Source organism: Nocardia iowensis, assembly GCF_019222765.1.
In the GTDB taxonomy this organism is placed as follows: domain Bacteria; phylum Actinomycetota; class Actinomycetes; order Mycobacteriales; family Mycobacteriaceae; genus Nocardia; species Nocardia iowensis.
Genome location: NZ_CP078145.1, coordinates 5962498 through 5988143 on the forward strand (window position 1 = coordinate 5962498; position 25646 = coordinate 5988143).

The following is a 25646-nucleotide window of genomic DNA, read 5'->3' on the forward strand; positions in this document are numbered from 1 at the left end:
CTCACCCGCGCTGCTGCAGGCGTTCGACGTACTTGGCGATCACGTCCACCTCCAGGTTGACGGTGGTGCCGACGGTGGCAAAGCCGAGATTTGTCAGGGCAAGCGTGGTCGGGATCAGCGAGACCTCGAACCAATCCCGGCTGCCCGCTTCCGCGGGCTGGTCGGCGACACCGAGACCGGAGACGGTGAGCGAGATGCCGTCGACGGTGATCGAGCCCTTCTCCACTACATAGCGGGCGATCGCGTCGGGCAGCGAGATGCGCACCACGTCCCAGTTCTCCGAGGGGGTGCGGGAGAGCACGGTGCCGGTGCCGTCGACGTGTCCCTGCACGAGGTGTCCGCCGAGCCTGCTATTCAGCGCGGCGGCCCGTTCCAGGTTGACCTTGGATCCGGTGTCCAGCTTGCCGATGCTGGAGCGGTTGAGAGTTTCCTGCATGACGTCGACGGTGAACGAGTCGCCGCCGATCACCTCGACGACGGTCAGGCACACGCCGTTCACCGCGATCGAATCACCGTGCCCGGCATCGGAGGTCACCAGCTTGCCCCGGATCGTCAGCCGGGCAGCGTCGGCCAACCGCTCGGTGGCGACGATCTCGCCAAGCTCCTCGACGATGCCTGTGAACATGCCATGACTCCCTGTCGCGTCGTTGCCCTCGGTTGCGGAACAGCCCCGGCGCAGCGGGTATTCCCGCCGGTCGATGCCATGGGGCTCAGCCTAACGACGGCTGGTCGTAGGCGACAGCGCGGCCGGTTGCGGGGCTCATCGAACCGTGTCCCGGCAACCGCCGGAGGAAGAAGACCGCCAGCCGGTCGCGACGGGCCGGAACAAGCACTCGACAAAGAATCGCTACCGAATTATGTTCAAGGATACGGAAATAGCTTTAATTACTTATCAGCAAGATTATTCAAACGCGGTTTTAGTACCGAACGACGGCATAACGTCAGCAACCCACAAATCCAACCCATACCCAGTTGCCCCGCATATTTAACATTTGCTTGCGCCGTGACCAAAATGGAAGCAATATTGTTATGTAGCTGATTCCTAACGTTCGACTGCTAGCCCGAGCCGTTCGAAGCAGAACAGTTCGACCTGGTGACGCAGGTGCGCCCCAGGAAGTTCAACCCAGGACCATCCACCACTCGAGGAAGTCAGAAAACCACAGTGGGACAAATCAGGTTCTACACACTTGGGGGCACGGCGTGACCACCTTTCTCGATACGACGCTGGAAGTTCGCTGCGTGCAGTATCGGCGCGAATTCCAGCTGCCCGCTTCGATCGATCCGACCTCGCGTCGCATTCTGATACACATCGGTGCCCACTACGGTGCCATCACGATGCCCGCCGATATCGGCGAGCGGGTGCAGCAGCGGCTCGAGCAGGCAGGCATGGCGGGCCCCGTCGTCGATCACCCCCGCGCCAAGCGCTGGACATTCCTCACCGGGCCGTACCGCCCTGACACTCTCAGCGCCGCGGTTTCCGCCGAGCTGTTCCGGATGTACGCGACGGTCGCCTGCACCGGCAGCCAGGTGGTATTGCCCTCACCGGACGACGAACACACCGGCTACCGCACCTGGATCCGCAGGCCGGAAACCGCGACGACCCGGCCACCGCTCAACGCGGTGATCGAGGCGGCACGCGCTGTCGGAACTCGAAAAGTCCGCGCGCTGTAAGCGATTTCGCGGAACTGATCAGCCGACCCGCACCGCGGCGGCCTGCCTGCGCAACGCTTCGACGGTGGCCCCGGGATCGGCCGTGTTGTAGACCGCGGACCCGGCGACGAAACAATCGATGCCCGCCGCCGCGGCCGCCTCGATCGTGTCGGTGTTGATACCGCCGTCGATCTCCACCAGCAGGCGCAGCTCACCGGCGTCGACCAGCCTGCGCACGATGCGCGCCTTCTCCAGTACCTCAGCGATGAACGACTGCCCACCGAAACCGGGCTCGACACTCATCACCAACAGCGTGTCGAACGAACGCAGAATCTCCAGGTACGGCTCGATCGGTGTGTTCGGCTTCACCGAGAGACCGGCCTTGGCCCCCGCCGCGCGAATATCGCGGGCCACCGCGATCGGATCGTCGGTCGCCTCGGCGTGGAAGGTCACATTGTGCGCGCCAGCCTCGGCGTACGGCGGCGCCCAACGACCCGGGTCCTCGATCATCAGGTGGCAGTCCAGCGGGATGTCGGTCGCCTTGAGCAGGCTCTCGACCACCGGAAGCCCCAGGGTCAGATTCGGCACGAAGTGCGCGTCCATCACATCGACGTGCAACCAGTCGGCACCGGCCACCGCTCGGGCCTCGTCCGCGAGGTGTGCGAAGTCCGCGGACAGGATGGAGGGGGCGATCATCGGGACGGCCGGGCGGGTGTAAGTCGGGGTGGACACAACGTCGGAGTCTATCGGTAGTGGGGTTGTCCAGCGCGGGAGTGGGTAGCCTGCATAGCGTGATCAACATTTCGGCGGAACAGGGGCTTTACAGCACCCCGGTGGAGATTCGGGTGGCCGCATCGGTCACACAGCTGCCCATCGTGCGTGGGCTCGCCGAAACTCTCGTCCTACTCAGCGATTTCACGCTGGACGAGGTGGCCGACATCCGGCTGGCCGTCGACGAGGTGTGCTCGACGCTGATCGCGGTCGCGGGGCCCGACACCAGCCTGCACTGCCGGTTCACCGTCGGTGAGACCGAACTGCTGGTCCGAGTCAGCGGGATCGCCGCCAAGCCGGGCCTACCCGACCAACGCAGCTTCGGCTGGCACGTACTACGCACCCTCACCGATGAGGTGCAGGCGACTCAGGATTCATTCGATTCGACGGTTTCCGGATATCCGACGACGGTCGAGTTCCGTCGGGTCCGAGGGAAAGCGTAGTGGCGGACGAGGACACCGTGTTCGACTCCGATCGCGACGACAAGAACGCCGACACCGTCACCGACCAGGCTGAGAGCGTCACCGACGACGCCGAGACCGGCACCGACGAAGCCGAGACCGGCGCGGACGACGCGGACGTCGTGTCGACCGAGGATGCCGTCGAGGAAAGCGAAGCTCTCGAAGCCGTCAAGACGGTCCCTGGTTACGACGATGTGGGGTTGCTTTTCGAACAGCTCGGCGCCAGCAAACCGGGCACGGCGCGGCACAGCGCGTTACGTGCCGAGTTGATCAGCCGCTGCATCCCGCTCGCCGACCACATCGCGCGCAAGTTCAGCGGGCGCGGCGAGCCCTTCGACGATCTAACCCAGGTGGCCAGGGTCGGACTGGTGCACGCGGTCGACCGTTTCGATGTCGAACGCGGCTCCAACTTCCTGTCCTTCGCGGTACCGACCATCATGGGCGAGGTTCGTCGCTACTTCCGCGACAACACCTGGGCCATGCGCGTTCCGCGCCGGGTCAAGGAGACCCATCTGCGCATCGGTGCGGCGATCGACGCACTCTCGCAGCGCCTCGGCCGGTCGCCGACCGCCAAGGAGATCGCCGCCGAACTCGACGTGGACCCGGACGAGGTGACCCAGGCCGTCATCGCGGGCAACGCCTACCAGCCGAGCTCCATCGACGCGGCCACCCTCGGCCGCGACACCGACGCCTCACTGCTGGACACCCTCGGTGAGGAAGAGACCCAATTCGACCGTGTCGAAGAGTATGTCGCGATCCGGCCGCTGCTGGCCGGGCTGCCCGAGCGCGAACGCCGCATCCTCACCATGCGGTTCTTCGAATCGATGACGCAGACCCAGATCGCCCAGCAGATGGGCATTTCGCAGATGCACGTCTCGCGCATTCTCGCGAAAACCCTTGCCCGGCTTCGCGAGCAGTCCAGTCGGGAGTAACGGCTCGGTCAACCCTTGCGCTGCGCACGCTGTTTGCGGATTTTCGCGGGGGCGGTGAGCCACCAGGCGTCGTCGAGCATTTCGCGTAGCTGCTCGGTGCCGACGCGATCCAGATCGATGAGGATGTACGGGTGACCGTCGTAGTGCGGTGTCGTGTAGAAGGCCGGGTCACCGGAGGCCAGCAAAGCTTCCTTCTCGCCGAGCTCGCAGGCGAGCACCAGTCCGCCCTCGGCTTCGGCGCGCAGTCGTCCGAAACCTTTGCCGCCGACCTTCAGCGCCGGGCTGCGCCACCACGTCGACTCCTCGACATCGGGGAGCTCGGTCGCGAGCGCGACCACGTCTTGCCACGTCAATGCCATGCCGTCAGTGTGCGGGACGAACGTGCCCGCGGGCTTGGACGAATGGAATCAGGCGAGTCGTGGTGCGGCATGCGGCTCGCGAGATACCGTCGAAGGGCTCAATCCTCGACGAGGGAGGTCCGGTCGTGACCGCCAGCGTGCGCTACATCGTCGACAACGTCGATGACGCCATTCATTTCTACGAACTGCTCGGTTTCCAGGTGCAGGCGCATCCCGGTCCCGGGTTCGCCATGCTGTCGCAAGGAGACTTGCGGCTTCTCCTGAACACCCCGGCGGGCGGCGGTGGTGCGGGCCAGGCCATGCCCGATGGGACACTCCCGGAACCCGGTGGGTGGAATCGATTTCAGCTCGAGGTCGACGATCTCGACGCGTGCGTCGAACGTCTCCGCGCCGCAGGCGTGGGTTTCCGCAGCGAGATCATCACCGGCAATGGCGGCAAGCAGGTGCTGGCCGATGACCCCGCGGGAAACCCGATCGAGCTCTTCCAGCCCAAGTCCTGAGGTGAGGCACGGGAATTGGGCTGGACGAACGAAGTCGGGCTAGTCGCCCCAGGGAGATACTCCGGCGGTCAGTAGTTCCAGTTCGGTGACGCCGGTCGCCTGACGTTCCTTGGTGAGTAGGTTGCCGAGGGAGAAGATCGGGGCGCTGTCATCGGACCGGCTCGCGTGGTCGACGATCGCGTCGGTCAGGACCTTCACCATGTTCAACCGAGGGTAGGCGGCGTGGATGGCCTCCTGATACTTATCGGTGAGGTCCGCGTTGTAGCCGATGTCCATTTTGCTGCCCTCCGCGGTGAGGTAGGGCAGCAGACCGCGGCGCTCGGCGATGCCTTCGGACGTGTGGAAGGCAATCGCCTCCCACACCCGATCCACAGCCGCGGCGGACGCACCGTGCCGGGTGAGCACGTCCGCAGCGATATCGGCGCCCTCGACCTCGAAGCGCGCCTTGCCCGGCGCCCGATTCCCGGTGCCGAGGTCGTGCATCACCGCCGCCGCGAACACCAGTTCGCGGTCGTACTCCGGGTCGTTGATCAATCCTTGATGCTCGGCGAGCAGTTCGGCGAACAGGAAGCTACGCACACTGTGGTTGGCGATCGGCTCCGGCAAGGAGCTCCACACGACCGCCATCACCGCATCCGCAAGCGAGCTGCACGGCAGATCCAGGGAGAATTCCATGGCGGCGACAATATTCCGCGCAGCGCCGCAACCCGCGGCGGACCCACATCGTGTCCCATCCCAATCCAGCAACCTCGCCCCCACACCCCGCAACCTAAGCGCAATACCGCCGCGCACGTCTCATGCGGCCGCGTACGAAACCGCTAGCTGCTTCACGCGCGCCCCGCACAGAGGTGCGCGGGATACGTCACTACCGCGCCAGCGGGTGGATCGGCGACAGCAGGATCAACCGCGCACCCGCCGTGCACCCGCTTGCGGGTGCGCGCAGCTCTTTACCCGCCGCGCACGGAATCGTCAGCTGGTTTGGGCGCGGCGGGTGCGGAGGGGTGCGGGGTCAGGGTTTGCGTAGGGCGGCCAAGAACATGGCGTCGGTGCCGTGGCGGTGGGGCCAGAGTTGGGCGGTGGGGCCGTCGCCGAGGTCGGCGACGCCGGGGAGGAGGTCTCGGGTGTCGAGTTGTTCGGCGCCGGTGCGGCGGACGGCGTCGGCGACGACGGATACTGTTTCCGGGAGGTGGGGGGAACAGGTGGAGTACAGGAGGACGCCGCCGGGGCGCAGCAGATCCCATGCGGCGGTGAGCAATTCGCGTTGCAGGGTGACAAGTTGGGCGACGTCGGCAGGGGTGCGCCGCCACCGGGCCTCTGGCCTGCGGCGGAGTGCGCCGAGACCGGTGCACGGTGCGTCCACGAGGATGCGGTCGTAGCCGGGGGTCAGGCCGCTGGCGCGGCCGTCGGTCACGTGCACATCGACCGGCAGGCCGTGCACGGACTTGCGGACGAGCTCGGCGCGGTGCTCCGCGGGTTCGACCGCGTCGACGCGGAACCCGTCGATGGCGGCGAGTGCGCCGAGTAGCGCCGCCTTACCGCCCGGTCCCGCGCACAGATCGAGCCAGCGCCCGCCGTCCGGTCCGTTCAGCGGCGCCCGCGTCAGCGCGAGCGCGACGAGTTGACTGCCTTCGTCCTGCACACCGGCCATGCCTTCACGGACCGGCTCGAGTTTCCCGGGATCGCCGCTGTCCAGATAGACCGCGTAGGGCGACCACCGGCCTTCCTCCCCGCCGGTCACCAAAGCCAATTCCTCGGCGGTGATTTCGCCGGGCCGGGCGACCAGGTGCACCGCCGGGCGCGCGTCATCGGCGGCCAGCGCGTCCCGCAACTCCCCCGCCCGCGCGCCGAGCGCGTCCGCGAAGGCTTGCGCGATCCACACCGGATGCGCGAATTCGAAGGCCAACCGCCCCACCGGATCCTGCGGTGCGAGTGCGGCCACCCACTCCTCGGCCGTCTTCTCCCCGGCCCGTCGCAGCACGGCATTCACGAATCCCGCCTTGCCCGCCCCGAATTCGGTGCGCGCCAGCGCCACCGAGGTATCCACCGCCGCGTGTGCCCCGATCCGGGTCCGCAACAGCTGATACACGCCGAGCCGCAACACATCCAGCAACGGACCGTCGATCTCGGCGATCGGCCGACCCGCACCCGCCTCGATCACCGCGTCGAGCAACCCGCGCGTACGGCACGCGCCATACGCGAGCTCGGTGGCCAAGGCCGCGTCCCGCCCGGTGATCCGCCGGTCCCGAAGCAGCCCGGGCAGTACAAGATTCGCGTAAGCGTCGCGCTCGCGCACGGCCCGCAGCACGTCACGCGCGACGAGCCGAGGGGCATCGGCAACTTCGCCGCCGCCGCGTCCACCCGGGGCCGATCCCCGATCCTTCGGGCCGCCACCACGTTTCGCGGACGCGCCCGGCCGTGCGGCCTTCGCCCCGGCACGATCGGTCGAGCGCGAACCGCCCTGTGCGGAGCGCTGATTCGCGCTGACGGACTGGCCGCGGCCTGCCGCATCGGAACGCCCGCGCGGATTGTCTCGTCGCGGAGCGGAGTCGCCGGTGCGGGCGCTGTTCGTTCGGGCGGCATTGCCGCGACCCGATTCGGTGCCGTTCGACCGATCGTTGCGTGCTCGCCCAGCATCGCGAGAGTCGTTGCCGCGATTGCCTTCCGGGGGTGTCATTCGACCACGCCCTGTGCGAAACCGGCTTCGACAGCCCGGTCGGGTAGCGATACCGTGCGCCGTGCTGTCATATTCCACCACTTTCGTTGCGGCCATGGGGCCGCGCCCCGGGCCTGGACGGTGCGCCGTGACGAGGGCACGTCGGCGTGACAGTGACCCGCCTCGAGGATCGTCACTCGACCACCGCGCCCGGCTGCAATCGCGCGCCGCGCGCCCAGTCGAGGGCGGCCATCATGCGTTTGCCTTGGGGCTGAACCTGATTCAGGCGGACCGCGGTGGTTGCGGTACCTACGTAGACACCGGATTTACGGACCTCGATGGCGCGTACCGGCAGTTCCTCCTCGACCATTTCGACCGGGCCGAGTTTCAGTCGGTTGCCGTCGACCTCGGTCCAGGCGCCGGGCGCGGGGGTGACGGCGCGGATGCGGCGGCTGATGGCGAGCGCGGGCTGGTCCCAGCGGATGTGCGCGGTCTCGGCGGTCACCTTGGGCGCGTGCGAGATTCCCTCGGTAGGCTGCGGAACCGCTTGCAGGGTGCCGTCTTCCACCCCGTCGAGGGTCGCTTCCAGCAGGCCGGCGCCGCTTTCGGCGAGCCGGTCCAGCAGAGTGCCCGCGGTGTCGGTGACGGCGATCTTGTCGGTGATCACACCGAAGACCGGCCCGGTGTCCAGCCCGGCCTCGATCCGGAAGGTGGACGCGCCGGTGATCTCGTCGCCCGCGTCGATGGCGGCCTGCACCGGTGCCGCGCCGCGCCAGGCGGGCAGCAGCGAGAAGTGCAGGTTGATCCAGCCGAATCGGGGGATGTCGAGCACCTGCTGCGGCAGCAGTGCGCCGTAGGCCACGACCGGACAGCAGTCGGGTGCGAGCGCGGTGAGCTGTTCGATGAACTCGGGCTCCGATGGTCGACGCGGGGTCAGCACCGGGATGCCGTGCTCGTCGGCCAGCAGCCCGACCGGCGACCTCGTCACCTTCCTGCCGCGCCCGGCAACCGCGTCCGGCCTGGTCACGACGGCGATCACCTGGTGCCGCTCGGACTGAACGAGCCGCCGCAGCGACGGCACGGCGGGCTCCGGCGTACCCGCGAAGACGATGCGCATCAGCGACCCCGCCCGAACGGCCCGGCTTGGCCCGCTCCGCTCACCGACCGCGACGGCCGCGCCGTCACGCCCGCGCTGAACCAATCGGATTCACGGATGGTCCGCATGGCGTCCTTGCGCGCTGCCGGGTCCAGCCGATCGATGAACAGCACACCGTCGAGGTGGTCGGTCTCGTGCTGCACGCACCGCGCCAGCAGCCCCTCGGCGGTGAATTCGACCGGCGCGCCGTGCATGTCGACGCCGGTGGCCCGCACCCGCAGGGCGCGCCGGGTGTCGTAGCGCACCCCCGGAATCGACAGGCAGCCCTCGGGCCCGACCTGCTCTTCGTCGCCGATCACTTCCCACTGCGGGTTCACCAGGTGCCCCGCGGCGTCATGGGTGTCGTACACGAACACCCGCAAACCCACTCCGATCTGCGGTGCGGCCATGCCGACACCACCGTCGTCGTGCATGGTGTCGGTCAGGTCGGTCACCAGCTGCTGCAGTTCGCGGTCGAATTCGGTGACCTCCGCCGCGCGGGCACGCAGAATGGGATCGCCGAACAGGCGAACGGGCTGAATGGTCACGGCAAACTCCCGGAAGCGGACGAACACGGTCGTCTCATTCTAGTGAGACGCCCGAATGTCCCCGATCCACCAGTCCGAAGCTGGTAAAACTCCAGTGCGGTCGGGCGGGGTGGCGTGTCCTCCGCCCGGCCGCCCGGCTCAGGAGTTGCCCGCGACGATCACTTCGGGAATGCCGGTGCCGAGGGCGACCGGACGGCAGACCGGCGCGGGGCTGCTCGGATCGAGCACGGTGAGCAGCAACTGCTGCACGAACGGGTCGTACACCATGTGGAAGTGCCCGGTCATGTCCGCGGCGCAGTGGTCCTGCACCACGATGTTCACCGCGCCGGGACCGCGCAGCGCGATGTTGCTGAACGGCTGGATCATCTCGTCGAACCGGCTGCCGATCGTCGTGTATTTCGGGCCGGGCACCGTGTCGCCGCCCGCGTTGAGGTCGGTCATGATCGGCGAACCCTGCGCCTGCTGCACCGCCGCGAGCGAGGTCACCCTGGCGAACACCTGCAAGGCGCCGGGCACCGCCTGCGCGATCGGCACCAGTCCGTACATCACGCCGCCGTAGCTCGGCGACGCCAAGCCGACCCACTGCCCGACCTTCGGTGCGCCGCCGAGCTTGTTGACGTAATACCGGGTCACCGTCGCACCTTGGGAAAATCCGACCAGGTCGACCTGGCTGGCACCGGTCGCCGCGAGCACCTGGTCGACGAACCCGCCGACCTGGTGCGCGCTGAGCACCACGTCCTCGGTACCGTAGGTCTCGGCCCCCGGGCTACCGCCGTAGTTGAGCGCGAAGACGCAGAATCCGGCCGCGGCGAGCTGCGGCGCGATCGCCGAATAGTCCGAGTAGGCGCTGGAGTCGGTGCCGTGCGCGAGCACCACCGGCCGGGGCCGGGTGGTGCTCGGTTTGCAGCCGAAATCGTTGGTGCCCAACGGAACCGCGTTCGAATGGGTCTTCAGATACTGTGCCGCGCCCAGGTGATCGGACTGCGGCGGACCGGCTTGGGTCGGCACCTCGGGGGGTCGATATCCGGCGGGCACGGCCTGCGCCGCACCGGAGCCGAGCACCGCGACTCCGGCCAGCGCGACGACCAACACGGCCCTGCACAAGTGTGAATATCCCCAACCCCACAAACCCCAAGACTGTCGCATCTCACAATGATCTACCGAAACCGCCCCAAATGTGCGCTCCGGCGCGGTGTTTCACACCCCGTTACTTTTCGGGGGTCTCGTCTTCGGCAAGAATTCGGTATAGGGACTTGCGCGTCTCGGTGAGCAGTTCCGCCGCGCGTGCCGCCTGCGCGGGGGTGCCCGCCGCCGCGACCTGTGCGACCGCGCCCATCAGCTGGCCGACGAGTTCCCGCAGGTCGATCGCCTGCGCGCCGACGTCTTCCTTGACGTCCGCCCACGGGTCGCCCAGGTCGTCCCGATGTTCGGTGACATAGGCGGTGCCTGCCTCGGTCAGTTGTGCCGTCTTGCGCCCGGCGATCTTTTCGATGAGGACCAGGCCCTCGTCTTCCAGCTGCGCCAGCGCAGGGTAGATCGATCCGGGGCTTGGGCGCCAGATGTCGTCGCTGCGCTCGCGGATCTGCTGGATGAGCTCGTAGCCGTGCATCGGCCGCTCGGTGAGCAGCAGCAGCACGGCCGCGCGCACATCGCCGCGCCTGCCCCGACCGCCGCGGCCGCGACCACGACCGAAGTGCGGTCCGAAGCCCGGCCCGAACCCTGGGCCGAAGCCCGGTCCGAAGTCGGGACCGTGACCGTGCCTGCCGCCGCGGCGGAACCGCTGCCGTGGGTCGAAGTCCTCGCCGCCCGGCCGCTGCCGGGGGCCACGTCGTCCGAATTCTCGATGTCCTTGGTGTTCCATGTAAGCCTCCTCAGGCTCTCGTGTTCGTTTCATATTATCGACGATATATCGTCAATGCATCGAGCGCAAGAGTGGGCGAGAAAATTCCGTTCTGATCCGTGCGGGCGGAGCGGGACGGTCGCGGCGCCCTTCGGTGCGATCGGTTTGCCGTCCATCGATCCCGCGGATATCGCCGCAGTCGCGGCGGTGGCATTGGCCGAGGACTGACATTCCGGACGGGTCTACACGCTCACCGGGCCCGTCCTGACCGGCCCGCGCCCCTTATGTGGTCCGGTCGAAGACTCGAATGTGCTGCTCCCCTTGGCGATCCCGAACATCGACGCCGAGTCCGAGCAGCTCCTCCTCGAGTTCTTCGACCACGAGAGGTTTCTTGTCCGCCAGTGCGCGCCGCCGGGCCCGCAGGACGGCGTCGACGGCCGTGTCGGTCTCCGGGCGACCATCGACCCAACGGAGGAAGTCCGTGCCGAACGGGTCGTTCCGATCGAGCCACGGGTAGCTGTGGCCGCGGAATGCGTTCTCGATATCGTTGCGCCTCAGGTCGTTCGCGCCGAAGCGGGCGAGTCGGCGCTTGTCCTGGTCGGTGAGTACCAGGTCGGCGTCCTCACGGAACACGGCGGCGATCTTCTTGCGCGGCACGTGCTGCGCGCGACCGTTCTTGGACAGCTCGACGTGGTCGTCGGCGACGATGAGGGTCAGGCTCTCCTGGCGGGCGATCTCGAAAAGCACCAGCCCCGCAACGACTCCGATGATCGTGGTGACCGGCACCAGCCACACCGTGGGCACCGTCATCGCGATCCGCAGCGGGGCCGGGGCCGAGTCGACGGTGTCGGTCAACCAGCGGCCGACCGGCGGTACCGCGAATCCGATGCCGGCGCCGATGGCGAGCCCACCGGTCCCGAACAGCCAGGCCCACAGCGTGGAGAAGCGCAGCACGGTGGGCGCGGAGGTAGTCGTCATGAGTTCTCCGTTTCGATCGGTCGCAACAGCCGGGAGACGGTCGCGCGCACCAGCGGACGCGGGTCGCGAGGATTGGCGGGGTCGGCGTTGAGGAAGGCACCGTCGACGATGGCGAGAATCCAGCGCGCGGTTTCGGCGGGCTCGAATCCCGGGTCGAATTGCCCGGCGCGGATACCACGATCGAGCAGTGTGGCAAGCGCCTCGGCGCTGAGCCGCGCGTCTTCCAGCACGACCTCGGTCAGTTCTTCGTCCTGATCGAGGCGGCGCAGCAACTCCACCATCAGTCCGGGCGCCGCCGGGTCCAGCGCCTCACCGGCCAGTTCGTCGACGATGCCCACGATGGCTTCCAGACAATCTGTGCGATCAATGTGGCGCGCAATGACTTCGGCGTGCAGCGGAATCGACAGCTCGAAGATCGAGCGAAAGACGGCGGCCTTGTCCTTGAAGTAGTAGAAGACGCTGCCCGAACTCAGTCCGGCGGCACGCGCTATCTGCGTGGCCGTGGTGCGCTCGTATCCGTGTGTGGCGAACAACTCGGTGGCGGCGTGGGTGATCGCGGAACGTCGTTCGGCGACACGATTCGGATCGACGGTACGGGCCATACGCCGAGCCTATCATTAACTGACTGAACAGTTAAAGAATAGCTCCGCCGAGCGATTGCTACGGTTACCCTGTGGTGGACATCAGCATCGAGACCGAAACCCAAACGACCCAACGACTTCGAGGGGTCATCGCCGCCGCGGAGTTCGACGTGCACGAAGGCGTGTGGTGTTTTCGGGAGACTCCGCTGGCGAACCCGCCCCAGCTGTCGCCGCGCACCCTGGCGGTGGTGCGCGACGCGGACAGTTGGAGTGCGCTGGTGCCGTTCGCCGATGCCGACGGGGCCGACGTGGAGAAGTTCGGCTTGTTCTCGTTCCACTTCCCCGCCGGAATGGACAACAGCGGCTTCGTCGGCTGGCTCGCCAACCACCTCAAACGCGCACTCGGCACCGGGGTGTTCGTGGTCTGCGGCAGCAACCGCGATCGCGGCGGCATCTACGACTACTGGGGTTGTCCGGTCGAGCTGTTGGCCGCGGTCGAGCGCGAGATCGAGACGTTGCGCTCGATCGAGAGCTAGAAGACGGGCGTGGTCTTGGCACGCAGCTCACAGGTGTTGCCGAACTGCTTCTCCCACTTGATCGTTTTGCCCTGCCAGGTGCCGGTGGCCGTCGCGGTGACCGGATCGTAGATCTGCGCGCACACGGCAACAGGATCGCCGACCAGCTTGTCGAAGTCGCCGCCCGCCGCCGCCAACGCGACACAGGCCGCCGCGGCGTCGGTGTGGCTGCCGCCGGGCGGATCACAGGTGAGGGTGACGCGCGTCGGGTTGACACCCGGGCTCTCCCCCGCACTGACCGTCAGGTCCAGGGTGGTCTTCGATGGCTCGGAATCGTTGTCGGCGCATGCCACCGACAGCGCCAGGGTCACGACCGCAAGGCACACGGACGCGACGGTGCGGCGAAGCGTAGAGGTCGTCATTGTCAGAGTTAATCATGGGCAAATGAATGGCGGGCTCGACGCGCGCAGCACGCGAGCGCGATCAGCCGATGTCCACCGGGTCGATCTGGACGCGCAGGGGTGCGTCGGAGCGGTGCGTGCTCCGGATGGCCTGGGCGGCGGTGAGGGCCCGGGCCAGGTGTGTGCCGGACTTGCGGTCGACGCGTAGCAGAATGCGTTCGACTTCGGCGGGGGAATCGCCGGAGGAGAAGGGTTTACGGGCACCATCCGGCAACGGGACCGGGCCCAGCACGTCGACCCCATCGGGAAGGGTTGCGGCGGACAGCAATTCGGTGATGGAGTCGGTGGTGCCGTCGATCGCGGCCATCCGGACGGCGGGCGGGAAGCCGACCTCGGCGCGGGCGGCCAGTTCGGCGCGGGCATGACCGATCGGGTCCCAGCGGACCAGGGCCTGCACGGTGGGGATGGCCGGGTCGCCCATCACGATGACCTGACCGCGTGAGCGCACCAACGTCGCGGCGGTCATCCAGCGGCGCAGTGCGTCTTCGGCGGCGCGCAGGTCCGCGCGGCCGAGCAGGGCCCAGCTGTCGAGCAGGAGGGCGACACCGTAGCCGCCGGGCAGCACCGGTTCGGCGCCGACGGTGGCGACCACGACCTGCGGGCCCGGCTCCACCGTATCGAGCATCGCGCCGCCGCCGGAGCCGCGAATGGGCACGCCGGGAAAGGCCCGCCCGAGTTCTTCCGCGGTGCGGGTCGCGCCGATCACCACCGCGCGCAGGGCTCGCGAACCACAGGACGAGCAGCGGAACGCCGCCTCGGTGATACCGCACCATCGACAGCTCGGACTGTGCGCGGCGTCGCCCTGCGAATCACTGTGCCGGGCACGGCCATCCGGCAGTGCCAGCGGTCCGTTGCAGTGCCGGCACCTGGCTGGAGTCCGGCACTTCGCACAGGCCAGCGACGGGACGTAGCCGCGGCGCGGCACCTGCACCAGCACGCCCGCGCCTTCTTTCAGCGCCGCCCGTGCGGCGGCGTACGCCACCCCGGGGATGCGGACCGCGCGCGCCACCGGATCTCGCTCCAGTGCGATATCCGAATCGCCCGGCACGCTGATTCGTGGCGCCGCCTCGCGCACCAGCGCCCGATCGGCGACCAGATCATGCGCCCACCCGGAATCGACGACCGCTTGGATCTCGGCTGTCCGCGCGAAACCGGCGGCGACGAATGCCGCTCCGGTCTCGTGCGACCGCAGCATCGCCACCTCGCGCGCATGCGGATACGGTGCCCTCGGTTCGGCGTAAGTGTCGTCTCCGTCGTCCCAGATCGCTATCAGCCCAAGGTTTTTCGCCGGTGCGAAGACCGCGCTGCGCGTACCGACAACCACCTGTGCCGTGCCACGCAACACGGCCAGCCACCGCCGATACCGCGCGGCTGGTCCGAGCCCAGCGGATAGCCCGACCGCCGAATCCCCCAGCAACCGAACGCATTCCGCCAGCACCCGATCCAGATCCCGCTGATCCGGCACCATCAAGATCGCGCTGCGTCCCTGCCCGACCACTGCCGCCGCCAACTCCGCCAACCGCCGCGGCCAGTCCTCCCCCGGCAATGCCTGCCATGCCGCCCGTGGGCCTTTGCCTTGCGTCAGTGCGGTGATGAATGCCGGGCCGTGGATATATCGCTGCCACGGCGTGTGGTCGAAGGAGACCGCAGGCTCAGCGACCTGCCCAGCTTCGGGCGCGGCGGCCGGATCGGGACTCACGACATCCGGTGAAATATCCGTCGAATCCTCTTGCGCCACATCGGCTTCAGCCGACTTCTTCTTCGCCCCACCGGACTCCGTGCGGGCGTGACGCGGCGGGATAGCCAGCCGCAGAACGTCGGCACGCGTGCCCGCGTACCGAGCGGCCACCACGGTGGCCAGCTTCAATATCTCCGGTGTGAGGACGCGCTCACCCGAGACGACCCGTTCGAGTTTCACCAGTTTGCCGCTGTGCTCGCTGTGCGTGAGACGCTCCAGCAGGTATCCGTCGACGAGGCGACCAGCGAAGCGGACGCGAACCCGGACGCCGGGCTTGGCGATGGCGTCCAGGTCGGGCGGAACCAGGTAGTCGAAGTCGCGGTCCAAATGGGCCGGGGACAGCAGCGGGAGCACCCGAGCGATCGGGTGCTCCACGGCTGTGGGGCCCGCGGGCGGGTCCCCCGGTGTGGCGGGGGTGCCCGCCGCGGGTTCGTTCACTCGGTGCGGTTGGACCTACAGGCCGACGGCCGCGCGCAGCTTGTCGGCACGCATCGGATGCAGCCTCCCAGGGCAGGTCGACGTATCCACACCAGCCGCCTCCCTACAGGCCGACGGCCGCGCGCAGCTTGTCGGCACGCATCGGATGCAGCCTCCCAGGGCAGGTCGACGTATCCACCAGCCACCGCCCTACAGGCCGACGGCCGCGCGCAGCTTGTCGGCACGGTCCGTGTGCTCCCATGGCAGGTCGACGTCGGTGCGGCCGAAGTGGCCGTACGCGGCGGTCGGTGCGTAGATCGGGCGCAGCAGGTCCAGGTCGCGGATGATCGCGCCGGGGCGCAGGTCGAAGACCTCGGCGATGGCGGCCGAAATGCGGGCCGGGTCCACCTTTTCGGTGCCGAAGGTCTCCACGAACAGGCCGACCGGTGCGGATTTTCCGATGGCGTACGCCACCTGGACCTCTACGCGCTCGGACAGTCCGGCCGCGACGACGTTCTTGGCGACCCAGCGCATGGCGTAGGCGGCCGAGCGGTCGACCTTCGACGGGTCCTTGCCGGAGAAGGCGCCGCCGCCGTGGCGAGCCATGCCGCCGTAGGTGTCGACGATGATCTTGCGGCCGGTCAGGCCCGCGTCGCCCATCGGGCCGCCGAGCACGAACTTGCCGGTCGGGTTGACCAGCAGCCGGATGTTCGAGGTGTCCAGCGACGGCAGCTCGAGGTCGGCGAGCACCGCGTCGACGACCTTTTCCCGAATGTCGGGTGCGAGCAGATTGTCCAGGTCGATATCGGCGGCGTGCTGGGTGGAGATGACGACCGTGTCGAGCCGGACCGGACGGTCACCCTCGTATTCGATGGTGACCTGGGTCTTGCCGTCGGGCCGCAGGTACGGCAGCACGCCGGACTTGCGTACCTCGGTCAGCCGACGCGACAGCCGGTGCGCGAGCGCGATGGGCAGCGGCATCAGCTCGGGGGTGTCGGTGGTCGCGTAGCCGAACATCAGGCCCTGATCGCCAGCGCCCTGCTTCTCGATTTCGTCGTCAGAGCCGCCGACGCGCGCCTCGTGCGAGGTGTCGACGCCCTGCGCGATATCCGGCGACTGCGCGCCGATCGCGATATTCACCCCACAGGAATTCCCGTCGAAACCCTTTGCCGACGAGTCGTAACCGATTTCCAGCACCTTTTCCCGGACGATCCGGGGAATATCGGCGTAGGCCGAAGTGGTGACCTCACCCGCAACGTGCACCTGGCCCGTTGTCACGAGAGTTTCCACCGCGACCCGGCTGCGCGGGTCCTCGGTGAGCAACGCGTCGAGGATGGAATCGCTGATGGCGTCACAGATCTTGTCCGGGTGACCTTCGGTCACGGACTCACTGGTGAATAGCCGGCTGCCGGACGTGCGCACAGTTCTTCCCTCTCCCTCAACGGGTCATTCGTCTCGGATTGCGACAGTAACGCGATGCCGCTGCCGCGCAACCCTTCTTCTCAGACTATGGCAAACCACCGACGAGCTGGGTTCCGAGAGATCTCTATCTCAGACAGTTCAGCTGAACGGTCTCTCGGCGACCACGGCGTCGATGATTGATTACTGGGTCAGTATCCCAGTCTCACAACGGATTTCAGCGCAACAACGGACCCAGCGCGTCGAGCACCCGGCTGGCCAGCAGCGCCTTCGACCCATGATCGAGCGACTGTTCGGTGCCGTCCGCACCGAGCAGCCAGCCGTCGTTGGTGTCGACCTCGAACGCCTTGCCCTCACCGACCGCGTTGACCACCAGCAGGTCACACCCCTTGCGGGCCAGCTTGGCCCGCGCGTAGGTGAGCACGTCACCGTGTTCGTCACCGGTCTCGGCGGCGAAGCCGACGATCGCGGTGCCGGTCAACTGCCCGTCGCGGCGCGCCTGCACCAGTCCGGCGAGGATGTCGTCGGTCTTGGTGAGCGTGATGACGTCCGGTTCCCCGGCGCCCTTCTTGATTTTGGCGGCGGCGACGTCGGTGGGCCGGAAGTCGGCCACCGCGGCCGCCATGATCACCGCGTCCGCGCCGACGGCGTGCTTGTCGACGGCGGTCTTGAGCTGTTCCGCGGTGGTGATGTGCACCAGGTCGACGGCTGCGGGCGCGGCCATCTCGATGGTGTTGCCCGCGATCAGCGTGACGTGCGCGCCGCGCTGGGCCGCGACCCGAGCCAGGGCGTAACCCTGCTTCCCGGAGCTGCGGTTACCGAGGAATCGCACCGGATCCAGCGGTTCCCTGGTACCGCCCGCGGTGATGACCACCCGGCGGCCTTCCAGATCGCGCGGGATGGCGTCGGCGCGTTCGAGCAGCAGCGCGGCGAGCCCGAAGATCTCCTCGGGCTCGGGCAGCCGCCCCGGACCGGTATCGGTGCCGGTGAGCCGGCCCGACGCGGGTTCCATGACGATCGCTCCGTGGGCGCGCAGCGTCGCGACATTGGCGACGGTGGCCGGATGCTGCCACATTTCGGTGTGCATCGCTGGCGCGAACAGAATGGGACATCGGGCCGTCAGCAGCGTCGCGGTGAGCAGGTCATCGGCGCGACCGGCGGCCGCGCGCGCCATCAGGTCGGCGGTGGCCGGGGCGATGACGACGAGGTCCGCCTCCTGGCCGAGCCGAACATGCGGCACCTCGGGCACATCGGTGAACACATCGGTGTGCACCGGGTTACCGGACAGTGCCTCGAAGGTTGCCTTACCGACGAACTGCAGCGCCGACTCGGTGGGGATCACCCTGACCTGATGTCCGGTCTCGGTGAACCGCCGGACCAGCGAGCAGGCCTTGTAGGCGGCGATCCCTCCGCTGACGCCGACGACGATCCGTGTGGTCACTACGCCTCCGGCCTAGTTGTGGTCACAGCTGTGGGGCCTCGGCTACTCGCCTTCGGTGTGCTCGAGCAGGTCGGAGTGGATCTCGCGCATGGCGACCGAGAGCGGCTTTTCCTGCAGGCCCGGCTCGACCAGCGGGCCGACGTACTCGAGGATGCCGTCGCCGAGCTGGTTGTAGTAGTCGTTGATCTGACGCGCCCGCTTGGCTGCGTAGATGACCAGCGCGTACTTGGACGACGTGCGCTCCAGCAGCTCATCGATCGGAGGGTTGGTGAGGCCGATCGGGGTGTCGTAGGCGGGAACGGTCTTGCTGTCCGTACTGCTCACTAGGGGGGCTCCTGCGCGTCTGGAAGGGATGGCAGCCGGCAACGCCGGCGGGGTGGGTGAACTCAGCTGGGTCACGAACTCGAATTTGTGCTAACGAACAACGATACCAACTGCTCACAGGCGCTGGTCACCTCGTCGTTCACGATCACTATGTCGAACTCGTCACAGGCGGCCAATTCGGTCCTGGCGGTTTCCAGCCTGCGCTCGATCACTTCCGGCGATTCGGTGCCACGCGAGGTCAGCCTGGAGACCAGTTCGTCCCAGCTCGGCGGGGCGAGGAAGGCGAGAATCGCCTCGGGTATGGCCTTGCGCACCGACCGCGCGCCTTCGAGGTCGACCTCGACCAGTACGGGCAGACCCTCGGCGAGGGCGGCCCGTACCGGCGCGGCCGGGGTGCCCGAACGTTGCAAACCACCATGGATATCAGCCCACTCGAGGAGTTCACGCGCCGCGATCATGGCGTCGAACTCTTCCCTGGACACGAACCGATAGTCGAGGCCGTCGACCTCACCGGGCCGGGGGGCCCGGGTCGTTGCCGACACACTGAAGATCAGGTGCGGCAGCCGCTCGCGGACACAACGGACCACGGTCGACTTGCCGACGGCCGAGGGGCCGACCAGTACTACCAGCCGACCCTTCTGCGCATGTTCGACCACCCTCGTTATCAGGCGTCGAAGTCGAACCGGGCGAGCAGCGCCTTGCGCTGCCGATCGCCGAGTCCGCGCAGACGCCGGGTGGGGGCGATCTCCAGTTCACTCATGATTTCCGCCGCCTTGACCTTGCCCACCTTCGGCAAAGCTTCCAGCAGCGCCGACACCTTCATCTTGCCGAGAATCTCATCGGACTCGGCATCGGTGAGGACCTGCTTCAGGTTGGTGCCGCCTCGCTTCAGGCGCTCCTTGAGCTCCGCCCGAGCGCGGCGAGCGGCAGCCGCCTTCTCCAAAGCAGCGGCGCGCTGCTCGTCAGTCAGCTGGGGAAGGGCCACGGTTCCTCCGTCTCATCGTTCATTGCATCAACTCCTGCCGGTAACCCGGCAGTCTCAGCGACCGTACCCACGACGTCCGCCGATTGCGAACCCACCCCCCAGGTCAGCGCATGATTCCGGATGCCGTAGACGCGAGCGCGGCACGATCCGCACCGCCCGTCTGTCGCTGCGCAGATCGTACCGCCGAAATCACGAAATGCCTCTTCAGCAGGGAGTTTTCACTATCGACATAGGTTAGCGGGAGGGTTGCGGTGACGTGACATCTGTTGCCAGCAAACCCATGCCTGCCCGACCAGGAACTTTCTCGGAAATTCCCGCGTGTCGCGTTGCCTTTCCGCGTGTCGTGCGCCACAAATAAGTCAAATGACCGGTTTGGGCGGCCAGGTTTCAGCGATCCGCACGATGAGATCGCCGTTCTGGGCCGATCCGGGCCCATCAGCTCATCGGTGCACCGTAGTCCCTGGAAATAGGCGCAGCAGGGCACACAGACCCCGCTACGGGCCACATGCATGCGTGCACATGACCGCACGCCGGACCCCGAAACGAACCGAGACCGGCGCTGATGCGCCGGTCTCGTGGTCATTTCTGCAAGAACGCGAAGGCGTCTTGCAGTTCGCTCAATCCGGCCCGCAGCGCCGGAACGGCCGGTCCGGCCCGCAGCACCTCCCGCGAGACGGTCGGCACCGCGGCCGCCAGCATCGCCTCCGGCACCAGGTCACGGATGTTTTCCGGCCCGCCACCCTGGGCACCGACGCCGGGCATCAGGATCGGCCCGTTGAGCGCGGACAGGTCCGGCGCCTCGGTCAAGGTCGCGCCGATCACGACGCCGACCGAGCCGAATTCCGCGCCCGCGTTGCACGCGGCCGCCTCGTCGACCATCACCTGGGCGATGGTCCGGCCGTCGGCTGCGGCCACCCGTTGCACCTGTGCCCCTTCGGGATTCGAGGTGGCGGCGAGCACGAAGACACCGCGACGATTGGCCTCGGCGAGAGCCAAAGCCGGTGCCAGCGAACCGAATCCGAGATACGGCGAAACCGTAACGGCGTCCGACCCGAGCGGGCCGTCGGCGAGCCAGGCGTGCGCGTAGGCGTCCATGGTGGAGCCGATGTCGCCGCGCTTGGCATCGGCCAGCACCAGGGTGCCGGAGGCGCGCAGCACCTCGATGGTGCGCTCCAGCACCGCGATTCCGGCCGAGCCGTAGGTCTCGAAGAAGGCGACCTGCGGCTTGACCAGCGCGACGCACCCGTCGAAGGCCTCGACGCAGATCTCCGCGAACTTCTCCAGTCCATCCGCGTCGGCGGTGAGACCCCACGACTCCAGCAGGCCGGGATGCGGGTCGATGCCGACGCACACGGGGCCGAAATGCCGCATGGCGTGCTGCAATCGGCCGCCGAAGGACGTCATCGGTGCCGCCCCGTCCCGCGCTGCCTGATCCGAACCGGGCTCATCCACGCAGCACCGAATGCAATTCCTGCAGCGAACGCACCCCGATCCCGCCGTTGATGCTCGCCTCGATGCCCTGCACGGCGGCCGCCGCGCCCTGCACCGTGGTGATGCACGGGATGTTCACACCGACCGCGGCACTGCGGATTTCGTACCCGTCTACGCGCGGGCCGGAGTTGCCGTAGGGGGTGTTGAAGACCATGTCGATCTCGCCGTCCCTGATCTGCTCGACGATCGTCGGCTGCGGCAGGGCGTCCGGACCACCGGGCTGTTCTGGGTCCGAGTGCTTGCGCACCTGTTCACACGGAATGCCGTTACGGCGCAACATCTCCGCCGTTCCCTCGGTGGCCAGGATGCGGAATCCGAGGTCGTGCAGGCGCTTCACCGGGAAGACCATGGCGCGCTTGTCCCGGTTCGCGATCGAGACGAACACGGTGCCCTCGGTGGGCAGCGAACCGTAGGCGGCGGTCTGGCTCTTGGCGAAGGCGGTGCCGAAGTCGGCGTCGATGCCCATCACCTCGCCGGTGGACTTCATCTCCGGCGAGAGCAGCGAATCCACGCCGGTGCCATCGGCCTTGCGGAACCGATGGAACGGCAGCACGGCCTCCTTCACCGCCACCGGCGCGTCCAGCGGGACGTGCCCGCCGTCGCCCTCGCCGGGCAGCATGCCTTCCTTGCGCAGCTCGGCAATGGTGGCGCCGAGCATGATCCGCGCGGCCGCCTTGGCCAGCGGCACCGCGGTGGCCTTGGAGACGAACGGAACCGTCCGGCTCGCCCGTGGATTCGCCTCGAGCACGTAGAGCACGTCGTCCTTGAGCGCGTACTGCACGTTGAGCAGGCCCTTGACACCGATGCCCTTGGCCAACGCGATGGTCGAGCGACGCACCGCCTCGATATCGCTGCGGCCCAGGGTGATCGGCGGCAAAGCGCAGGCCGAGTCGCCGGAGTGGATGCCCGCCTCTTCGATGTGTTCCATCACGCCGCCGAGGTAGACCTCCTCGCCGTCGCACAGTGCGTCGACGTCGATCTCGATGGCGTCTTCCAGGAACCGGTCGACCAGCACCGGATGCTCGGGGCTGAGCTCGGTGGCGCGAGAGATGTAGCCCTCCAGGGAGTTCTCGTCGTAGACGATCTCCATGCCGCGGCCGCCGAGCACGTAGGACGGGCGGACCAGCACCGGGTAGCCGATGGTGGCGGCGATCTTCTTGGCCTGCGCGAAGGTGGTCGCGGTGCCGTACTTCGGCGCGGGCAGTCCGGCCGCGACGAGCACGTCACCGAATTCGCCGCGGTCCTCGGCCAGGTCGATGGCGGCGGCGCTGGTGCCGACCACCGGGACGCCCGCATCGGTGAGCCGTTGCGCCAGGCCGAGCGGGGTCTGCCCGCCCAGTTGCACGATGACGCCGGTGACGTGCCCCGACTCGCTTTCGGCGTGGTAGACCTCGAGCACGTCCTCGAAGGTGAGCGGCTCGAAGTAGAGCCGGTCGGCGGTGTCGTAGTCGGTGGAGACGGTCTCCGGGTTGCAGTTGACCATCACCGTCTCGTACCCGACCCGCGAAAGGGTCTGCGCCGCATGGACACACGAGTAGTCGAACTCGATACCCTGGCCGATCCGGTTCGGGCCGGAGCCGAGGATGATCACCTTGTCGCGTTCGCGCTGCGGCGCGACTTCGGATTCCGCGGCGGGATCGAGCTCGTAGGTCGAGTAGTGGTACGGGGTCTTGGCCTCGAACTCGGCGGCGCAGGTATCGACCGTCTTGAAGACGGGGCGGACGCCGAGCCGGTGCCGCAGCGCGCGAACGCCGGTCTCCCCCGCCAACTCCGGGCGCAGCGCGGCGATCTGACCGTCGGACAGGCCGTAGTGCTTGGCGCGACGCAGCAGCGTCTCGTCCAGCACCGGCGCGGCCATGATCTCGGCGCGCAGCTCGACCAGGCCCGCGACCTCGGCGACGAACCACGGGTCGATGCCAGAAGCGGCCGCGACGTCTTCGATGCTCGCGCCCAGGCGCAGCGCACGCTCGACCTGGTAGATGCGTCCCTCGGTGGGGGTGCGCAGGTCTTCCAGGATCGCTTCGACGTCGGTCCAGGTGCCGTCGTCCTTCGTCCAGAAGCCCGCGGCCTTGGTCTCCAGCGAGCGCAGTACCTTGCCGAGCGCCTCGGCGAAGTTGCGCCCCAACGACATTGCCTCGCCGACCGACTTCATGGTGGTGGTCAGCGTCGGATCGGCGCCGGGGAACTTCTCGAACGCGAACCGCGGCGCCTTGACGACCACGTAGTCCAGGGTCGGCTCGAAACAGGCCGGGGTTTCCTTGGTGATGTCGTTGACGATCTCGTCGAGGGTGTAGCCGATGGCCAGTTTGGCGGCGATCTTGGCGATCGGGAATCCCGTTGCCTTGGAAGCCAATGCGGACGAGCGCGAGACACGCGGGTTCATCTCGATGACGATCAGGCGGCCGTCGGCGGGGTCCACCGCGAACTGGATGTTGCAGCCGCCGGTGTCGACGCCGACCTCACGCAGGATTGCGATGCCGAGGTCGCGCATCTTCTGGTATTCCCGGTCGGTGAGCGTCATGGCCGGGGCGACGGTCATCGAGTCACCGGTGTGCACGCCCATCGGGTCCACGTTCTCGATGGAGCAGACCACCACGACGTTGTCGCGGCTGTCGCGCATCAGCTCGAGCTCGAATTCCTTCCAGCCCAGGATGGATTCCTCGATGAGCACGTTCGCGGTCGGCGAGGCGGCGAGGCCGCCACCGGCGATCCGGTCGAGATCCTCGTCGTTGTAGGCCATGCCGGAACCGAGGCCACCCATGGTGAACGAAGGCCGCACCACCACCGGGAAACCCAGCTCGGCGACCGTTTCGCGGACCTCGTCCATCGTGTAACAGACACGGGAGCGGGCACTTTCGCCGCCGACCTTGGCGACGATGTCCTTGAACTTCTGCCGGTCCTCACCGCGCTGGATGGCGTCGAAGTCGGCGCCGATCATCTCGACGTTGTACTTCTCCAGCACACCGTTCTCGTGCAGCGCGACCGCGGTGTTCAGCGCGGTCTGCCCGCCGAGGGTGGCCAGGACGGCGTCGGGACGCTCCTTGGCGATGACCTTCTCGACGAACTCCGGCGTGATCGGTTCCACGTAGGTGGAGTCCGCGAACTCGGGGTCGGTCATGATGGTCGCCGGGTTGGAGTTCACCAGTGAAACCCGCAGGCCCTCGGCCCGCAGCACCCGGCACGCCTGGGTGCCGGAGTAGTCGAACTCGCAGGCCTGGCCGATGACGATCGGGCCCGAGCCGATCACCAGGATGTGCTTGAGATCCTCGCGGCGTGGCATCAGGCTCCTTCCATGAGACCGGCGAAACGGTCGAAGAGATAAGCGGCGTCGTGCGGTCCGGCGGCGGCCTCCGGGTGATACTGCACGGAGAATGCGCGGCCGTCGACCAGTCGGACGCCCTCGACGGTGCCGTCGTTGGCGCAGACATGGCTGACCTCGGCCAAGCCGAACGGGGTGTCGAACTGCTCACCCTGCTCGCCCTCCAGGGCGAAGCCGTGGTTCTGCGCGGTGATCGAGATGCGGCCGGTCTCGTGTTCGATGACCGGGATGTTGATGCCGCGGTGGCCGAACTTCATCTTGTAGGTGCTGCGGCCGAGCGCGCGGCCGAGGATCTGGTTGCCGAAGCAGATGCCGAACAGCGGCACGCCACGCTCGAGCACACCCTTGGTCAGCGCGACCGCGCCGTCCTGAGTGGCCGGGTCGCCGGGGCCGTTGGACAGGAAAACACCGTCCGGCTTCAACTCCAGGATCTGGTCGAGCGAGGTGTTGGACGGCACGACGTGCACCCGCATACCGCGCTGGGCGAACATGCGCGGAGTGTTGGTCTTGATGCCGAGATCGACCGCGACCACGGTGAACCGGGGGTCGCCGTTCGGCTCGATGGTGTACAGCGAGTCGGTGCTCACCTCCTCGGCCAGATCGGCGCCGAGCATGGACGGCTGGCCGGTGACCCGGCTCAGCAACTCGTCGGTGTCGGCGAGGGCGGCACCGGAGAAGATGCCCGCCTTCATCGAGCCGCGGGTGCGCAGGTGGCGCACCAGGGCGCGGGTGTCGACACCGGCGATGCCGACGATGTCCTGGCGTTGCATCGCCTCGGGCAGGGTGCCGGTGGCGCGCCAGTTGGAGGCGCGGCGCGCGGGGTCGCGCACCACATAGCCGGCCACCCAGATCTTGCCGGACTCGTCGTCCTCGCCGTTCCAGCCGGTGTTGCCGATCTGCGGCGCGGCGGCTACCACGATCTGGCGGTGGTAGCTGGGGTCGGTGAGGGTCTCCTGGTACCCGGTCATCGCGGTACAGAACACCGCCTCACCGAGTGTCTCGCCCGTGGCGCCGTAGGCCGAGCCGCGGAACACCCGGCCGTCCTCCAGCACCAGAGCTGCGTCTTGTCCTGTCGCCCAACCCGTCGCCCGACCCCCACCCCCCATGGAATCGCTGCGCGATACTGCG

The 25646-nt window shown here is 67.8% G+C and carries 26 protein-coding genes; 5 read left to right on the forward strand and 21 right to left on the reverse strand.

Going from position 1 to position 25646, the window contains the following annotated elements:
- Nucleotide 1: 1 nt before the first annotated feature.
- A complete protein-coding gene (locus KV110_RS27390; RefSeq protein WP_218470127.1) occupies nucleotides 2–625 on the reverse strand; it encodes a riboflavin synthase in 624 nt (207 codons plus the stop codon).
- 575 nt (nucleotides 626–1200) lie between these two features.
- On the opposite strand from KV110_RS27390, the gene KV110_RS27395 reads away from it, so the two are divergent.
- Nucleotides 1201–1671: a hypothetical protein gene (locus KV110_RS27395; protein WP_218470128.1), complete on the forward strand. Its 471-nt coding sequence runs from the start codon at nucleotides 1201–1203 to the stop codon at nucleotides 1669–1671.
- Nucleotides 1672–1689: 18 nt separating this feature from the next.
- Here the strand turns inward: KV110_RS27395 and rpe are convergent, their stop codons facing one another.
- Complete coding sequence (gene rpe, locus KV110_RS27400; RefSeq protein WP_218478946.1) at nucleotides 1690–2346, reverse strand: ribulose-phosphate 3-epimerase; 657 nt, start codon at nucleotides 2344–2346, stop codon at nucleotides 1690–1692.
- A 95-nt stretch (nucleotides 2347–2441) separates the two neighbouring features.
- Between rpe and KV110_RS27405 the strand changes: the two genes are divergently transcribed.
- Both KV110_RS27405 and KV110_RS27410 read left to right on the forward strand, forming a co-directional pair.
- Complete coding sequence (locus KV110_RS27405; protein WP_218470129.1) at nucleotides 2442–2864, forward strand: ATP-binding protein; 423 nt, start codon at nucleotides 2442–2444, stop codon at nucleotides 2862–2864.
- Nucleotides 2864–3814: an RNA polymerase sigma factor SigF gene (locus tag KV110_RS27410; protein ID WP_393540008.1), complete on the forward strand. Its 951-nt coding sequence runs from the start codon at nucleotides 2864–2866 to the stop codon at nucleotides 3812–3814. The genes KV110_RS27405 and KV110_RS27410 overlap by 1 nt, the downstream gene beginning before the upstream one ends.
- Nucleotides 3815–3822: 8 nt before the next feature.
- Here KV110_RS27410 and KV110_RS27415 read toward each other — a convergent pair whose 3' ends face one another.
- Entirely contained in the window at nucleotides 3823–4173 is a 351-nt protein-coding gene (locus KV110_RS27415) for an MmcQ/YjbR family DNA-binding protein (protein WP_218470130.1), read from the reverse strand.
- Nucleotides 4174–4298: 125 nt separating this feature from the next.
- On the opposite strand from KV110_RS27415, the gene KV110_RS27420 reads away from it, so the two are divergent.
- On the forward strand, nucleotides 4299–4673 hold the full coding sequence (locus KV110_RS27420; protein WP_246634010.1) for a VOC family protein: 375 nt from the start codon (nucleotides 4299–4301) through the stop codon (nucleotides 4671–4673).
- Between the two features lie 39 nt (nucleotides 4674–4712).
- Here the strand turns inward: KV110_RS27420 and KV110_RS27425 are convergent, their stop codons facing one another.
- From KV110_RS27425 to KV110_RS27460, 8 genes are all read right to left on the reverse strand, one after another.
- Nucleotides 4713–5348, reverse strand: coding sequence for an HD domain-containing protein (locus KV110_RS27425; RefSeq protein WP_218470132.1), 636 nt, complete (start codon nucleotides 5346–5348; stop codon nucleotides 4713–4715).
- 334 nt (nucleotides 5349–5682) lie between these two features.
- Nucleotides 5683–7347 (reverse strand): RsmB/NOP family class I SAM-dependent RNA methyltransferase, encoded by a 1665-nt coding sequence (locus KV110_RS27430; RefSeq protein ID WP_246634011.1) that lies wholly within the window; start codon nucleotides 7345–7347, stop codon nucleotides 5683–5685.
- Between the two features lie 172 nt (nucleotides 7348–7519).
- Entirely contained in the window at nucleotides 7520–8443 is a 924-nt protein-coding gene (gene fmt / locus KV110_RS27435) for a methionyl-tRNA formyltransferase (RefSeq protein ID WP_218470133.1), read from the reverse strand.
- Nucleotides 8443–9009, reverse strand: coding sequence for a peptide deformylase (def, locus tag KV110_RS27440; RefSeq protein ID WP_218470134.1), 567 nt, complete (start codon nucleotides 9007–9009; stop codon nucleotides 8443–8445). The genes fmt and def overlap by 1 nt, the downstream gene beginning before the upstream one ends.
- A 138-nt stretch (nucleotides 9010–9147) precedes the next feature.
- Nucleotides 9148–10155 (reverse strand): esterase/lipase family protein, encoded by a 1008-nt coding sequence (locus KV110_RS27445; protein WP_218470135.1) that lies wholly within the window; start codon nucleotides 10153–10155, stop codon nucleotides 9148–9150.
- A 61-nt stretch (nucleotides 10156–10216) separates the two neighbouring features.
- Complete coding sequence (locus tag KV110_RS27450) at nucleotides 10217–10870, reverse strand: PadR family transcriptional regulator (RefSeq protein WP_218470136.1); 654 nt, start codon at nucleotides 10868–10870, stop codon at nucleotides 10217–10219.
- A gap of 261 nt (nucleotides 10871–11131) precedes the next feature.
- A complete protein-coding gene (locus KV110_RS27455) occupies nucleotides 11132–11827 on the reverse strand; it encodes a YqeB family protein (RefSeq protein WP_218470137.1) in 696 nt (231 codons plus the stop codon).
- The gene (locus tag KV110_RS27460) at nucleotides 11824–12429 is read right to left on the reverse strand and encodes a TetR/AcrR family transcriptional regulator (RefSeq protein ID WP_218470138.1); all 606 of its coding nucleotides are present in this window, start codon (nucleotides 12427–12429) and stop codon (nucleotides 11824–11826) included. The genes KV110_RS27455 and KV110_RS27460 overlap by 4 nt, the downstream gene beginning before the upstream one ends.
- A gap of 71 nt (nucleotides 12430–12500) precedes the next feature.
- Here KV110_RS27460 and KV110_RS27465 point away from each other — a divergent pair, with 71 nt between their 5' ends.
- Nucleotides 12501–12944, forward strand: coding sequence for a DUF6196 family protein (locus KV110_RS27465; protein WP_246634013.1), 444 nt, complete (start codon nucleotides 12501–12503; stop codon nucleotides 12942–12944).
- On the opposite strand, the gene KV110_RS27470 is transcribed toward KV110_RS27465, so the two are convergent.
- The 10 genes from KV110_RS27470 to carA form a co-directional block, all read right to left on the reverse strand.
- Nucleotides 12941–13345, reverse strand: a complete 405-nt coding sequence (locus KV110_RS27470; protein ID WP_218470139.1) for an SSI family serine proteinase inhibitor — start codon at nucleotides 13343–13345, stop codon at nucleotides 12941–12943. The two genes, KV110_RS27465 and KV110_RS27470, sit on opposite strands and share 4 nt — an antisense overlap.
- A gap of 61 nt (nucleotides 13346–13406) precedes the next feature.
- Nucleotides 13407–15497: a primosomal protein N' gene (locus KV110_RS27475; protein WP_246634786.1), complete on the reverse strand. Its 2091-nt coding sequence runs from the start codon at nucleotides 15495–15497 to the stop codon at nucleotides 13407–13409.
- Nucleotides 15498–15749: 252 nt separating this feature from the next.
- Complete coding sequence (metK, locus tag KV110_RS27480) at nucleotides 15750–16961, reverse strand: methionine adenosyltransferase (RefSeq protein WP_218470140.1); 1212 nt, start codon at nucleotides 16959–16961, stop codon at nucleotides 15750–15752.
- 214 nt (nucleotides 16962–17175) lie between these two features.
- Nucleotides 17176–18399: a bifunctional phosphopantothenoylcysteine decarboxylase/phosphopantothenate--cysteine ligase CoaBC gene (coaBC, locus tag KV110_RS27485; protein WP_218470141.1), complete on the reverse strand. Its 1224-nt coding sequence runs from the start codon at nucleotides 18397–18399 to the stop codon at nucleotides 17176–17178.
- 42 nt (nucleotides 18400–18441) lie between these two features.
- Entirely contained in the window at nucleotides 18442–18723 is a 282-nt protein-coding gene (gene rpoZ / locus KV110_RS27490; protein WP_218470142.1) for a DNA-directed RNA polymerase subunit omega, read from the reverse strand.
- A 71-nt stretch (nucleotides 18724–18794) separates the two neighbouring features.
- Nucleotides 18795–19379: a guanylate kinase gene (gene gmk / locus KV110_RS27495; RefSeq protein WP_218470143.1), complete on the reverse strand. Its 585-nt coding sequence runs from the start codon at nucleotides 19377–19379 to the stop codon at nucleotides 18795–18797.
- 8 nt (nucleotides 19380–19387) lie between these two features.
- On the reverse strand, nucleotides 19388–19708 hold the full coding sequence (gene mihF / locus KV110_RS27500; RefSeq protein WP_014986450.1) for an integration host factor, actinobacterial type: 321 nt from the start codon (nucleotides 19706–19708) through the stop codon (nucleotides 19388–19390).
- A 579-nt stretch (nucleotides 19709–20287) separates the two neighbouring features.
- Nucleotides 20288–21112, reverse strand: a complete 825-nt coding sequence (gene pyrF / locus KV110_RS27505) for an orotidine-5'-phosphate decarboxylase (protein WP_218470144.1) — start codon at nucleotides 21110–21112, stop codon at nucleotides 20288–20290.
- A 40-nt stretch (nucleotides 21113–21152) separates the two neighbouring features.
- Nucleotides 21153–24479, reverse strand: a complete 3327-nt coding sequence (gene carB / locus KV110_RS27510; RefSeq protein WP_218470145.1) for a carbamoyl-phosphate synthase large subunit — start codon at nucleotides 24477–24479, stop codon at nucleotides 21153–21155.
- The gene (carA, locus tag KV110_RS27515) at nucleotides 24479–25624 is read right to left on the reverse strand and encodes a glutamine-hydrolyzing carbamoyl-phosphate synthase small subunit (RefSeq protein WP_218478956.1); all 1146 of its coding nucleotides are present in this window, start codon (nucleotides 25622–25624) and stop codon (nucleotides 24479–24481) included. Before carA ends, carB begins: the two co-directional genes overlap by 1 nt.
- Nucleotides 25625–25646 lie beyond the last annotated feature (22 nt).

What these genes read in the sequence shown, in the direction of transcription:
- KV110_RS27390 (WP_218470127.1), bottom strand. Translation starts at nt 625, where the DNA reads ATGTTCACAGGCATCGTCGAGGAGCTTGGCGAGATCGTCGCCACCGAG.
- rpe (WP_218478946.1), bottom strand. Translation starts at nt 2,346, where the DNA reads ATGATCGCCCCCTCCATCCTGTCCGCGGACTTCGCACACCTCGCGGAC.
- KV110_RS27415 (WP_218470130.1), bottom strand. Translation starts at nt 4,173, where the DNA reads ATGGCATTGACGTGGCAAGACGTGGTCGCGCTCGCGACCGAGCTCCCC.
- KV110_RS27425 (WP_218470132.1), bottom strand. Translation starts at nt 5,348, where the DNA reads ATGGAATTCTCCCTGGATCTGCCGTGCAGCTCGCTTGCGGATGCGGTG.
- KV110_RS27430 (WP_246634011.1), bottom strand. Translation starts at nt 7,347, where the DNA reads ATGACACCCCCGGAAGGCAATCGCGGCAACGACTCTCGCGATGCTGGG.
- fmt (WP_218470133.1), bottom strand. Translation starts at nt 8,443, where the DNA reads ATGCGCATCGTCTTCGCGGGTACGCCGGAGCCCGCCGTGCCGTCGCTG.
- KV110_RS27445 (WP_218470135.1), bottom strand. Translation starts at nt 10,155, where the DNA reads ATGCGACAGTCTTGGGGTTTGTGGGGTTGGGGATATTCACACTTGTGC.
- KV110_RS27450 (WP_218470136.1), bottom strand. Translation starts at nt 10,870, where the DNA reads ATGGAACACCAAGGACATCGAGAATTCGGACGACGTGGCCCCCGGCAG.
- KV110_RS27455 (WP_218470137.1), bottom strand. Translation starts at nt 11,827, where the DNA reads ATGACGACTACCTCCGCGCCCACCGTGCTGCGCTTCTCCACGCTGTGG.
- KV110_RS27460 (WP_218470138.1), bottom strand. Translation starts at nt 12,429, where the DNA reads ATGGCCCGTACCGTCGATCCGAATCGTGTCGCCGAACGACGTTCCGCG.
- KV110_RS27470 (WP_218470139.1), bottom strand. Translation starts at nt 13,345, where the DNA reads ATGACGACCTCTACGCTTCGCCGCACCGTCGCGTCCGTGTGCCTTGCG.
- pyrF (WP_218470144.1), bottom strand. Translation starts at nt 21,112, where the DNA reads ATGACGTCCTTCGGCGGCCGATTGCAGCACGCCATGCGGCATTTCGGC.
- carB (WP_218470145.1), bottom strand. Translation starts at nt 24,479, where the DNA reads ATGCCACGCCGCGAGGATCTCAAGCACATCCTGGTGATCGGCTCGGGC.
- carA (WP_218478956.1), bottom strand. Translation starts at nt 25,624, where the DNA reads ATGGGGGGTGGGGGTCGGGCGACGGGTTGGGCGACAGGACAAGACGCA.